The sequence below is a fragment of the Streptomyces violascens genome (genome assembly GCF_014649955.1).
GTDB lineage: Bacteria > Actinomycetota > Actinomycetes > Streptomycetales > Streptomycetaceae > Streptomyces > Streptomyces violascens.
Genome location: NZ_BMUA01000003.1, coordinates 92,345 through 104,421, shown reverse-complemented (window position 1 = coordinate 104,421; position 12,077 = coordinate 92,345). Strand labels below are relative to the sequence as shown.

Genomic DNA, 12,077 nt, shown 5'->3' with positions numbered 1-12,077 from the left:
CGGCAGTAGTGTTGTGGTCCTTTGCCCGGGATTAGGGGTCCTTGGGCCCTTTTTCGTCCCAGGAGGCGGGCACTCGGCTGGCTGGAGCTCCAGAGCCGGTTAGGCTCTTGTCGCAAGGCGAACGCGACCCCGCACGACCTTGCACTGCTTGCGTCACATCTAGCGTCACATCCCAGAAGGAGATGCTCGTGCCGTCCATCGACGTCGTCGTAGCCCGGGAAATCCTGGACTCCCGAGGCAACCCCACGGTCGAGGTCGAGGTCGGCCTCGACGACGGCAGCACCGGTCGTGCTGCAGTCCCGTCCGGCGCCTCCACCGGTGCCTTCGAGGCCATCGAGCTTCGCGACGGCGACCCCAACCGCTACGGCGGCAAGGGTGTCGAGAAGGCCGTTCTCGCCGTCATCGAGCAGATCGGCCCGGAGCTCGTCGGCTACGACGCCACCGAGCAGCGCCTGATCGACCAGGCCATGTTCGACCTGGACGCCACGGACAACAAGGGCTCGCTCGGCGCCAACGCCATCCTCGGCGTCTCCCTCGCCGTCGCGCACGCCGCCTCCGAGGCCAGCGACCTGCCGCTGTTCCGCTACCTGGGCGGCCCCAACGCGCACCTGCTGCCCGTCCCGATGATGAACATCCTCAACGGTGGGTCGCACGCCGACTCCAACGTCGACATCCAGGAGTTCATGATCGCCCCGATCGGCGCGGAGTCCTTCTCCGAGGCCCTTCGCTGGGGTGCCGAGGTCTACCACACGCTCAAGGGCGTCCTGAAGCGCAAGGGCCTGTCCACCGGCCTCGGCGACGAGGGCGGCTTCGCGCCGAACCTGGAGTCCAACCGCGCCGCCCTGGACCTCATCCTCGAGGCCATCAAGGAAGCCGGCTACGCCCCGGGCAAGGACATCGCGCTCGCGCTCGACGTCGCCGCGTCCGAGTTCTACAAGGACGGCAAGTACGAGTTCGAGGGCAAGTCCCGCTCGGCCGCCGAGATGACCGAGTACTACGAGGAGCTCGTCTCCGCGTACCCGCTGGTCTCCATCGAGGACCCGCTGTTCGAGGACGACTGGGCCGGCTGGAACACCATCACCTCGCGCCTGGGCTCCAAGGTCCAGATCGTCGGCGACGACCTGTTCGTCACCAACCCCGAGCGCCTCTCGCGCGGCATCGAGGAGGGCTCCGCCAACGCCCTGCTCGTCAAGGTCAACCAGATCGGTTCGCTGACCGAGACCCTGGACGCCGTCGAGATGGCCCAGCGCAACGGCTTCAAGTGCATGATGTCCCACCGCTCCGGCGAGACCGAGGACGTCACCATCGCCGACCTCGCCGTCGCGGTGAACTGCGGCCAGATCAAGACCGGCGCCCCGGCCCGCTCGGACCGCGTCGCCAAGTACAACCAGCTGCTGCGCATCGAGGAGATCCTCGACGACGCCGCGGTCTACGCCGGCCGCTCCGCCTTCCCGCGGTTCAAGGGCTGACGCCTAGCCAGTCGTACGTACGTCCCCGGCCGCGGTCCCGTACCGTGTCCGGGGACGTACGTGTGTAAGGGGAGGCGGGAGAGCGATGGGCAAGAACGCCAAGACCGCGGACCGTGAGCGGTTTTCCACCGCGGCCCGGCTCAAGGTGCTCGGCGAGCAGACCGCTGCCCGCGTCTACCGTTCGCAGACCAAACGGCAGGCCCGCCGCTCCCGGCTCACCGGCCGGGCGGCGCTGCTCGCCCTGGTCATGTGCTCGCTGATCGTGGCGCTCGCCTACCCGATGCGGCAGTTCGTCTCGCAGCGCGCCGACATCTCCGACCAGAAGCGCAGGGCCGCCGACGCCCAGAAGGAGGTCGAGCAGCTGCGCGACGAGAAGGCGCGCCTCCAGGACGACGCGTACATCGAGAAGCTGGCCCGCGAGCATCTGCACATGCAGTTCCCGGGCGAGACCAGCTTCACCGTCGTCGACCCGGGCACCGTGAACAAGCACCGCGAGGACAAGGCCGCGACCAGCCGCGCCTGGCACTACAACCTCTGGGACGGCGTCGACAACGCCGACCGCCCCGCCAACTGACCACCTGCTAGCGATAGAGACTGACCCAGGCATGGAAACGCCCCCGCCCCAGACCGAACGCACCGAGCCCACCGACGCGGACATCGCCGCCTTCAAGCAGCAGCTGGGCCGCCCGCCGCGCGGGCTGCGCGCGATCGCGCACCGCTGTCCCTGCGGCAACCCGGACGTCGTCGAGACGGCCCCGCGCCTGGAGGACGGCACGCCCTTCCCGACGACGTACTACCTGACGTGCCCGCGTGCGGCCTCCGCGATCGGCACCCTGGAAGCGAACGGCGTCATGAAGGAGATGACGGAGCGCCTCGCGAGCGATCCGGAGCTCGCCGCCGCCTACCGTGCCGCGCACGAGGACTACATCGCGCGCCGTGACGCCATCGAGGTCCTGGACGGCTTCCCGAGCGCGGGCGGCATGCCGGACCGGGTCAAGTGCCTGCACGTGCTCGTCGGCCACTCGCTGGCCGCGGGCCCGGGCGTGAACCCGCTCGGCGACGAGGCGATCGCGATGCTGCCCGAGTGGTGGGCGAAGGGCCCGTGCGTGACGCCGTGCGGCGGGGAGGACGACAAGTGACGCGCGTCGCCGCGATCGACTGCGGTACGAACTCGATCCGCCTCCTGGTGGCCGATGCCGACCCTGCCACCGGGGAGATCACCGATCTCGACCGGCGCATGACGATCGTCCGGCTCGGCCAGGGCGTGGACCGCACCGGGCGGCTCGCTCCCGAGGCCCTGGAGCGGACGTTCGCGGCGTGCCGCGAGTACGCCGCGGTGATCAAGGAGCTGGGTGCCGAGCGCATCCGGTTCGTGGCGACCTCGGCCTCGCGCGACGCCGAGAACCGGGACGACTTCGTCCGCGGCGTCCTCGACATCCTGGGCGTCGAGCCCGAGGTGATCTCCGGCGACCAGGAGGCCGAGTTCTCCTTCACCGGCGCCACCAAGGAACTGCACGCCGACGGCAAGTATCTGGTCGTCGACATCGGCGGCGGCTCCACCGAGTTCGTGGTCGGCTCGCGGACCGTGGAGGCCGCCCGCTCGGTCGACATCGGCTGTGTGCGGATGACCGAGCGCCACCACCCCGGCGACCCGGCCGCGCCCGAACAGATCGCCGCGATCCGCGCCGACATCGAGGCCGCCCTCGACCTCGCCGAGCAGACCGTGCCGCTGCGCGAGCCGCGCACCCTGGTGGGCCTCGCGGGCTCGGTCACCACCGTCGCCGCGATCGCGCTCGGCCTCACCGCCTACGACTCGGCCGCCATCCATCATTCACGTATCTCTCACGACCAGGTCGCCGCGGTCACCGAGCGCCTGCTCGCCTCCACCCACGAGGAGCGCACCCGCATCCCCGTCCTGCACCCGGGCCGGATCGACGTCATCGCGGCCGGTGCGCTGGTGCTGCTCGCCGTCATGGAGCGGACCGGGGCCCGTGAGGTCGTGGTGAGCGAGCACGACATTCTGGACGGAATCGCCTGGTCGGTCGCCTGATCGCGGTCCTGGGAGGCCCTTGGGGCCGGGCCGCGCGAGAAAGTTCGTGAAGTTCTTCACAAGGAAATGGGCCCCCCGGGCCGAGGTTTGTGGTCCCAGGACCGCTTTCCGAGGCTCAGGGGGCCTTTCCGTGCGCATTCCAGACGGTGGTTGACGCGTTACGCCTGTGTTTCATACGGCAGTGGTCCAGCGGGCCCGGTGCCGTGCGGGCCAGTTCAGGAGGGGTGAACAACGTTCTCCCCTATACCGTGGTTCCCTCATCGCGCCATGACCTCGGTCACGTGGGCCGCGCAGTGTAGCAGAGCCCCTGTCAGACCTTGTGAAGGGGCGCACGAGCGGGGGCCCATCGGCGGGTGGATACTCGATGGCATGAGCACCACGGAGCGTCCCAGGATCCTCGTAGTAGGTGGCGGGTACGTAGGCCTGTACGCAGCGCGACGCATTCTGAAGAAGATGCGTTACGCGGAAGCGACCGTCACGGTCGTCGACCCGCGCTCGTACATGACGTACCAGCCCTTCCTCCCCGAAGCCGCCGCAGGCAGCATCTCGCCGCGTCACGTCGTCGTCCCGCTGCGACGCGTCGTGCGCGGAGCCGAGGTGCTCACCGGCCGGGTCACCAGCATCGACCAGGACCGCAAGGTCGCCACGGTCGCGCCGCTCGTCGGCGAGGCCTACGAGCTGCCCTTCGACTACCTGGTCATCGCGATGGGTGCGGTCTCCCGCACCTTCCCGATCCCCGGTCTCGCCGAGCAGGGCATCGGCATGAAGGGCGTGGAAGAGGCCATCGGCCTGCGCAACCACGTTCTGGAGCAGCTCGACAAGGCCGACTCCACCACCGACGAGGACGTCCGCCGCAAGGCGCTGACCTTCGTCTTCGTGGGCGGCGGGTTCGCCGGCGCGGAGACCATCGGCGAGGTGGAGGACATGGCGCGCGACGCGGCCAAGTACTACACCAACGTCAAGCGCGAGGACATGCGCTTCGTCCTGGTCGACGCCGCCGACAAGATCCTTCCCGAGGTCGGCCCGGAGCTCGGCCGCTGGGGCAAGGAGCACCTCGAAGGCCGTGGCATCGAGATCTACCTCTCGACCTCCATGGACTCCTGCGTGGACGGCCACGTGGTGCTGAAGAACGGCCTCGAGGTCGACTCCAACACCATCGTGTGGACCGCGGGCGTCAAGCCCAACCCGGCGCTGTCCCGCTTCGGCCTCCCGCTCGGCCCGCGCGGCCACGTGGACGCCCAGCCGACCCTCCAGGTCACCGGCACCGACTACATCTGGGCCGCGGGCGACAACGCCCAGGTCCCGGACCTCGCCTCGATCAAGGCCGGCGTCCCGGCCGAGCGCGCCTGGTGCCCGCCGAACGCCCAGCACGCGCTGCGTCAGGCCAAGGTCCTCGGCGACAACGTGGTCTCCGGCATGCGGGGCTTCCCGCAGAAGGAGTACTCGCACTCCAACAAGGGTGCGGTGGCGGGCCTCGGCCTCCACAAGGGCGTCGCGATGATCGTCATGGGCAAGATGAAGATCAAGCTCAAGGGCCGTCTCGCGTGGTACATGCACCGTGGCTACCACGGTCTGGCCGTGCCGACCTGGAACCGCAAGATCCGCGTCTTCGCCGACTGGACGCTCGCGATGTTCCTCAAGCGCGAGGTCGTCTCCCTCGGTGCGATGGAGAGCCCGCGCGAGGAGTTCTACGAGGCGGCCAAGCCCGCCCCGGCCCCCGCGGCCAAGGTCGAGGACAAGGCCGACGCGAAGGCCAAGGCCTCCTAGCCTCAGCAGCGTTACCCCGAAGGGGCCGTCCGCCATCCGTGGTGCGGGCGGCCCCTTCGGCGCGCCCGGCCCGGTTTCGTCCATGATCGGTTTCCGGCCAAGAAGATGGTGTATACAGACACCCTGTCACTCCCCTGCGCGGTAGCGGGATTGCTCCGCGCCCGGGCACTGTTGACCGGGGTGCTGAGACATTTCTGCGAGGTACGGAGGTGTGCACCATGGCCGACGCGGCACTGCGGCTGACCACTCTTGCCGAGGAATTGCTGGGGGAGGCCCTCCCGGTACGTATCCGGGCGTGGGACGGCAGCGAGGCGGGCCCGCCCGGTGCTCCGGTTCTCGTCGTACGCCACCGGCGCGCGCTGCGCCGGCTGCTGTGGAAGCCGGGCGAACTGGGCCTGGCCCGCGCCTGGGTGGCGGGCGAGATCGACGTCGAGGGCGACCTGTACGCGGCCCTCGGCCTGCTGTCGGGGCTGATCTGGGAGCGCGGCGGCGAGCCCAAGGACACCCTCCACCCGGTGCGCGACCCGAGGCTGCGGGCCGCCGCCAAGGCGCTGGTGAAGCTGGGCGGCGCGCTGCCCCCGCCGGCCCCGCCCGCCGAGGAGATGCGCCGCCGCACCGGCCCGCTGCACACCAGGCGCCGCGACAAAGAGGCGATCAGCCACCACTACGACGTCGGCAACGACTTCTACCGGCTGGTGCTCGGCCCGTCGATGGTCTACTCGTGCGCCTACTGGGAGAGTCCCGAGGCCACCCTCGAAGACGCCCAGCGCGACAAACTCGACCTGGTCTGCCGCAAGTTGGCCCTGAAGGAGGGCGACCGGCTGCTCGACGTCGGCTGCGGCTGGGGCTCCATGGCCATCCACGCGGCCCGCGAGTACGGCGCCCACGTCGTCGGCATCACGCTGTCGCGCGAACAGGCCGCGTTCGCCCGCAAGCGGATCGCCGAGGAGGGGCTCACCGACCGGATAGAGATCCGCGTCCAGGACTACCGCGACGTCAAGGACGGCCCGTTCGACGCGATCTCCTCCATCGGCATGGCCGAGCACGTCGGCTCGGTGCGGTACGCGGAGTACGCCGGCATCCTGCACGCGCTGCTCAAGGAGGGCGGGCGGCTGCTCAACCACCAGATCGCCCGGCGCCCCGAGCGGGACGAATCGGCCTACCAGGTGGACGAGTTCATCGACAAGTACGTCTTCCCCGACGGCGAGCTCGCCCCGGTCGGCCGCACCCTGGCCGCCCTGGAGGAGGCCGGGTTCGAGGCCCGCGACGTCGAGCCGATCCGGGAGCACTACGCCCTGACGCTGCGTCACTGGGTGGCGAACCTGGAGTCCGACTGGGCGCGTGCCGTGCGGTACACCAGCCCCGGCCGGGCCCGGATCTGGCGGCTCTACATGGCCGCCTCGGCGATCTCCTTCGAGCGCAACCGGATCGGCGTCAACCAGATCCTCGCGGTGAAGACCCCGGTGAGCGGCGCCTCGGGAATGCCGCTGAGGGCCCGTACCTGGAACTGAGCGACCTGTGACCCGACGACGAAGGGGCCCGGGAGTCGAACTCCCGGACCCCTTCAACTGCCCTGTGCATCAAGGCAGTTGCTGGCCTACTCGGTCTTGATGGCGGTCAGCATGTTGAGCTTCGCGGCGCTGCGGGCCGGCCACATGGCGGCGAGCACGCCCACCAGACCGGCGAGCAGCAGGAAGATGCCGATGCGGTCCCACGGGATGACCAGCGCGTAGTTCGGGATGGACTTCTTGATGGTCTGGCCGATGGCCCAGGCGAGGAAGGAGCCGAGGCCGATGCCGACCACCGCGCCGAACATCGAGATGACGACGGCCTCCAGGCGGATCATGCGCTTGACCTTGCGGCGGTCCAGGCCGATCGCCCGCAGCATGCCGATCTCCTGCTGGCGCTCGAACACCGACATCGCGAGGGTGTTGACGACACCGAGGACCGCGATGATCAGGGCCATAGCGAGCAGCCCGTACATGATGTTGAGCAGCGTGTTGATCATGCCGCCGAACTCGTTGCGGATGTCCTGCTGGTCCATGATGCTGATCGCCGGGTTGTCACCGAGCGCGCTGACCAGGGCCTTCTCGTTGGCGCTTGTGGCACCGCCGTCCGTCTTGACGAAGATCTGCGGGATGTAGGGCTTGGTGTCGTGCGGGTCGAGTACGGAGGTCGGGGCGAGCACCGAGCCCAGGAACTCGTTCTCCTTGAACGTCGCCCCGATCGTGAGCTCGCCCTTCTTCTTGTCGGCGAACTCGACGGCGACCTTGGAGCCGGGCTTCCAGTTGTGCTTGGCGGCGGTCTTGTCGTCGACGGCTATCCGGCCCTGGCCGAGGGTGGCGAGGGAGCCGGACACCGGCTCGACCTTGATGACCTTCTCGATGTCGCCGGGGGTGACACCGGCCACCGACTGGCCGTCACCGTCGATCTTCAGGTAGGTGGACTCCTTGGGCGAGACCGCCGAGACGCCGGGGGCCTTGCGCAGCGCCGAGAGGACGTCCTTGTCGAGGCCGGAGCCGTTGGCCGCCATCTGGACCATGTAGTCGGCCTTGATGTTGTCGGTCGTCATCTTGTCGATGGCGGTGCCGAGCGTGACGCCGAGCACGGACAGGCCGGTGACCAGGGTGAGGCCGATGGCGAGCGCGGAGGCGGTGGCGCCGGTGCGGCGCGGGTTGCGCACCGCGTTCTGGCTGGCGAGCTTGCCGGAGACGCCGAACGCCTTGCTGAGCGCGGGGCGTACGAGGGCGATGACCGGGCGGGACAGGAGCGGGATCAGGATGATGATGCCGACCAGGGCGAGGAAGGCGCCGAGGCCGATGAGCATCTTGCCGTCCTTGCCGGCGGCGGCACCGGCCATGACGGCGGCCGCGCCGGCGAGGGTGATCACGCCGCCGATGGAGTTCCGTACGACCAGGGACTTGGTGGTGGCCACGCCGTGCACGCTGTTCATGGCGGCGACCGGCGGGATCTTGGCGGCGCGCCAGGCGGGCAGCAGGGCGGCGATCAGGGTGACGAAGACGCCGACGGCGAGGGCGGCGATCACCGGGGTCGCCGAGACGATCAGCGGGCCGTCGGGCAGCTTGGCGCCGAAGGCACCCATCGCGGACCGCAGCCCGGTCGCGAGGCCGAGACCGAGGGCGAAGCCGATGGCGGAGGCGATCGTGCCGACCACCAGGGCCTCGGCGAGCACCGAGCGGCGGACCTGGCCGCGCGAGGCGCCGACGGCACGCATCAGGGCCAGCTCACGGGTGCGCTGGGCGACCAGCATGGTGAAGGTGTTGGAGATCAGGAAGATGCCGACGAACAGCGCGATCGCGGCGAAGGCGAGCAGCGTCTGGTTGAGGCCGCTGAGGCCCTTCTCGATGTCCTTGGCCTCCTGGTCGGCGAGCGCCTGGCCGGTCTTGGCGTCGGCGTCCTTGGGGAGCAGGGGCTCGACCTCGGTGAGGATCTTCTGGGCGTCGGCGCCGGGAGTGGCGGCAACGCTCACGTTCTGGAAGTAGCCCGGCTTGAGGTAGAGCTGCTGTGCGACGGCGGTGTCGAACAGGACGAGGCTGCCGCCCGCGTTGACCGCGCCGTCCTCGGTGGTGAAGACACCGGCGAGCTTGTAGGTCTTGACCGGCCCGTTGGTGGCGACGCGCACGCTGTCGCCCACGCTGTACTCGCCCTTGTCGGCGGTGTCCTTGTCGAGGGCGATCTGGTCGTCCTTCACCGGGCCCGAGCCCTGGGCGAAGGTGTACGCCGGGTCCTTGCCGTCCTTGCCGGGGGCGAAGTTGCCGCCCTTGTTGGCCCAGCCCTGGCCGATCAGCTTGCCGTCGGTGCCGGCCACACCGGCGAAGCCGTCCACCCGGCCGGTGGCCGACGCGACCCCGTCGAGCTTCTCGATCTTCTGAAGGGTCTGCTTGCTGACACCGGGCTCGCGCTCGGCGTCGTCACGGCTGCCGTACGTGGTGACGGCGACGGCCACCTTGTCGTAGCTCTTGGACGACTGGTTGCGGAAGGCGTTGCCGAGGGTGTCGGTGAAGACGAGGGTGCCGGAGACGAAGGCGACGCCGAGCATGACGGCGAGCACCGTCATCAACAGCCGGGCCTTGTGCGCGAGCACGTTGCGCAGGGCGGTACGGAACATGGGTTTCTTCTCAGTCCTGGGTGATCGAGGGCCAGTCGGCAAGCATCGGGCGGCCAGCCCTTCCGACTCCGGACGCCGGAAAATCAGCCCCTCCGGCGTTTGAGGAGCGGGGGTCTGGGGGCGGAGCCCCCAGCGGTACCGGGCGAGGGCGCGGGGACCCGGCGACAAGGGGCTGGGGGCCTGGGGGGCAAAGCCCCCAGCGGCTCGGGGTCAGCTGGTGCGGCCCTTCGCGTCGAAGGCCTTCATCCGGTCGAGCACCCCGTCCGCGCTGGGCCGGAGCATCTCGTCCACGATCCGCCCGTCGGCGAGGAATATGACCCGGTCCGCATAGGACGCGGCGACGGGGTCGTGCGTCACCATGACGACGGTCTGCCCGAGCTCGCGCACCGAGTTGCGCAGGAAGCCGAGGACCTCGGCGCCGGAGCGCGAGTCCAGGTTTCCGGTCGGCTCGTCACCGAAGATGATCTCCGGCTGGGAGGCGAGCGCGCGGGCCACGGCGACGCGCTGCTGCTGGCCGCCGGAGAGCTGGGTGGGCCGGTGGCCGAGCCGGTCGGAGAGGCCGACCATGGCGATGACCTGGTCGAGCCACTGCTTGTTGGGCTTGCGGCCCGCGATGTCCATGGGGAGGGTGATGTTCTCCAGGGCGGTCAGCGTGGGCAGCAGGTTGAACGCCTGGAAGATGAAGCCGATCTTGTCGCGGCGCAGCTGCGTGAGCTGCTTGTCCTTGAGCGAGCCGAGCTCGGTCTCGCCGATGCGGACGGAGCCGGAGCTGAAGGAGTCGAGGCCCGCGACGCAGTGCATCAGCGTGGACTTGCCGGAGCCCGACGGGCCCATGATCGCGGTGAACTCGCCCTGCCGGAAGTCGACCGTGACCTGGTCCAGGGCGACCACCTGGGTCTCGCCCGTGCCGTAGACCTTCGACAGCTCGATGGCGCGGGCGGCCACCGCGGTCGCGCGGTGTGCGGTGGGGATGGTGGTCACGGAGGTACTCCTGTCGAACGGCTTTCGGGGACTTCTCCATCCTTGCGGCCGCACGGCGCCGGATCGTCAGTCCCTGTGCCCGTTCGCTGGCCCTCTTGAGTCGGACGGAAGAACCCCCCGGGTCCTCCTGAGGTATGACGGCACCCCTGAGAGGCGCGCGGGATCGACGCGGACTCCGCCACCGCTCCAGCCGCGCTCCCGCGAACTGTGCCAGCGTCAGGTGCGGGGCCGAACCGGGCATCGACTTTCCGTCATTCCGGACCCGTATTCCGGGCACCCCGGACGCCCCTGCCAACCGCCTCCGGCATGTGCCAACACCGCCCCGAGCTGTGCTGACGCACCCTCAGGCGTCAATAAAATAAGACAACATCGGGTGGTTGTTCCGCTGTTCGGGGGATGCGTCGGGCTAGGCTCGTCCCGCGAAACGCGGAGCCGCGCGCCCTTGCCCGGATGGTGGAACGCAGACACGGCGAGCTTAAACCTCGCTGGCCTTCGGGCCGTGCCGGTTCGAGTCCGGCTCCGGGCACTCACGCAGATTCCGGCTTCCCGCGCGTCGGGTCGTCGGACCCTTGCACCCCCCTCCTTCACGCGTGAAGATCCTCCCTAGGCATTACGTCGGTTTCTTTGCGAGCCCATTACTCTGGACGACAAGGCCGCGCACGGTGGCCATGGAGGAGTGAGATGAGGAGCAGCAACCCGGTCTTCTCGCGACGGGGCTTCAGCCGCGACAACGGCTACGCCGGTTTCAACACCGCGCAGCAGCCGCAGGCCGGGGGCAACCCGTACGCGCAGGCGCCCACGAACCCGTACGCGACGAATCCGTACGCCCAGCAGGACACGCAGCAGGGTGTGCCGCAGGCACCGGCCCGCTCCGGTGTGATGACGATCGACGACGTGGTCACGCGTACCGCGATCACGCTCGGCACGGTCGTCGCCGGCGCGGTCGTGGCGTGGCTGGCGCTGCCGGTCGACACGGCGAACATCGGCAAGTCGTACGGCATCGCGATCGGTGCCGCGCTGATCGCGTTCATCCTCGCCATGGTCCAGTCCTTCAAGCGCAGGCCGACGCCCGCGCTGATCCTCGGGTACGCGGCCTTCGAGGGCATCTTCCTCGGCGTGATCAGCTCGGCCGTCACGACGTATGTGTCGGCGGGCGCGGTCCCGCAGGCGGTGCTCGGCACGATGGCGGTCTTCGCCGGTGTGCTCATCGCCTACAAGACCCGGCTGATCCGGGTCAACCGCCGCTTCACCGGCTTCGTCATGGCCGCGGCCATCGGCTTCATGCTGCTGATGCTGGTCAACCTGCTGTTCTCGGCGATCGGCGGGGGTGACGGTCTCGGCTTCCGCAGCGGTGGCCTCGGCATCCTCTTCGGAATCATCGGCATCGTCCTCGGCGCGTGCTTCCTGGCCATCGACTTCAAGCAGGTCGAGGACGGGGTCACCTACGGCGCTCCGCGCGAGGAGTCCTGGCTGGCGGCCTTCGGCCTGACCATGACCCTGGTCTGGATCTACATGGAGGCGCTGCGGCTGATCTCCATCCTGCAGGGCAACGACTGACGCCCGCGCCGCCGTTTCGTACCGAGGGGCCCCGCCCCGGGCATGACGCCCGGGGCGGGGCCCCTCGCCGTTGATCCCCACGCCCGCGGGGTCCGGGGCGGAGCCCCGGGGCATGGGGCTGGGG

Annotated in this window: 9 protein-coding genes and 1 tRNA gene; 8 read left to right on the top strand and 2 right to left on the bottom strand. The window is 69.6% G+C overall.

Annotation, left to right across the window (positions count from 1 at the left end; all coding sequences use genetic code 11):
- Positions 1-182: 182 nt before the first annotated feature.
- The 6 genes from eno (at position 183) to IE206_RS08830 (ending at position 6,797) form a co-directional block, all read left to right on the top strand.
- Positions 183-1,469 carry a phosphopyruvate hydratase gene (eno, locus tag IE206_RS08855; RefSeq protein WP_189961500.1) on the top strand — a complete coding sequence of 429 codons (1,287 nt, stop codon included), beginning with the start codon at positions 183-185 and terminating at the stop codon, positions 1,467-1,469.
- Positions 1,470-1,554: 85 nt separating this feature from the next.
- Complete coding sequence (locus tag IE206_RS08850; RefSeq protein ID WP_189961499.1) at positions 1,555-2,043, top strand: FtsB family cell division protein; 489 nt, start codon at positions 1,555-1,557, stop codon at positions 2,041-2,043.
- Positions 2,044-2,074: 31 nt separating this feature from the next.
- Complete coding sequence (locus tag IE206_RS08845) at positions 2,075-2,608, top strand: DUF501 domain-containing protein (RefSeq protein ID WP_189961498.1); 534 nt, start codon at positions 2,075-2,077, stop codon at positions 2,606-2,608.
- Positions 2,605-3,519 (top strand): Ppx/GppA phosphatase family protein, encoded by a 915-nt coding sequence (locus IE206_RS08840; RefSeq protein ID WP_189961497.1) that lies wholly within the window; start codon positions 2,605-2,607, stop codon positions 3,517-3,519. The genes IE206_RS08845 and IE206_RS08840 overlap by 4 nt, the downstream gene beginning before the upstream one ends.
- A 369-nt stretch (positions 3,520-3,888) precedes the next feature.
- Entirely contained in the window at positions 3,889-5,286 is a 1,398-nt protein-coding gene (locus IE206_RS08835; protein ID WP_189961496.1) for an NAD(P)/FAD-dependent oxidoreductase, read from the top strand.
- Between the two features lie 218 nt (positions 5,287-5,504).
- Positions 5,505-6,797 (top strand): class I SAM-dependent methyltransferase, encoded by a 1,293-nt coding sequence (locus IE206_RS08830; RefSeq protein ID WP_189961495.1) that lies wholly within the window; start codon positions 5,505-5,507, stop codon positions 6,795-6,797.
- Between the two features lie 86 nt (positions 6,798-6,883).
- Here the strand turns inward: IE206_RS08830 and IE206_RS08825 are convergent, their stop codons facing one another.
- Both IE206_RS08825 and IE206_RS08820 read right to left on the bottom strand, forming a co-directional pair.
- The gene (locus IE206_RS08825; protein WP_189961494.1) at positions 6,884-9,415 is read right to left on the bottom strand and encodes an ABC transporter permease; all 2,532 of its coding nucleotides are present in this window, start codon (positions 9,413-9,415) and stop codon (positions 6,884-6,886) included.
- A 210-nt stretch (positions 9,416-9,625) separates the two neighbouring features.
- On the bottom strand, positions 9,626-10,396 hold the full coding sequence (locus IE206_RS08820) for an ABC transporter ATP-binding protein (RefSeq protein WP_189961493.1): 771 nt from the start codon (positions 10,394-10,396) through the stop codon (positions 9,626-9,628).
- 444 nt (positions 10,397-10,840) lie between these two features.
- Here IE206_RS08820 and IE206_RS08815 point away from each other — a divergent pair.
- Positions 10,841-10,922: transfer RNA gene (locus IE206_RS08815), tRNA-Leu, on the top strand.
- A gap of 155 nt (positions 10,923-11,077) precedes the next feature.
- On the top strand, positions 11,078-11,953 hold the full coding sequence (locus IE206_RS08810; RefSeq protein ID WP_189961492.1) for a Bax inhibitor-1/YccA family protein: 876 nt from the start codon (positions 11,078-11,080) through the stop codon (positions 11,951-11,953).
- Positions 11,954-12,077 lie beyond the last annotated feature (124 nt).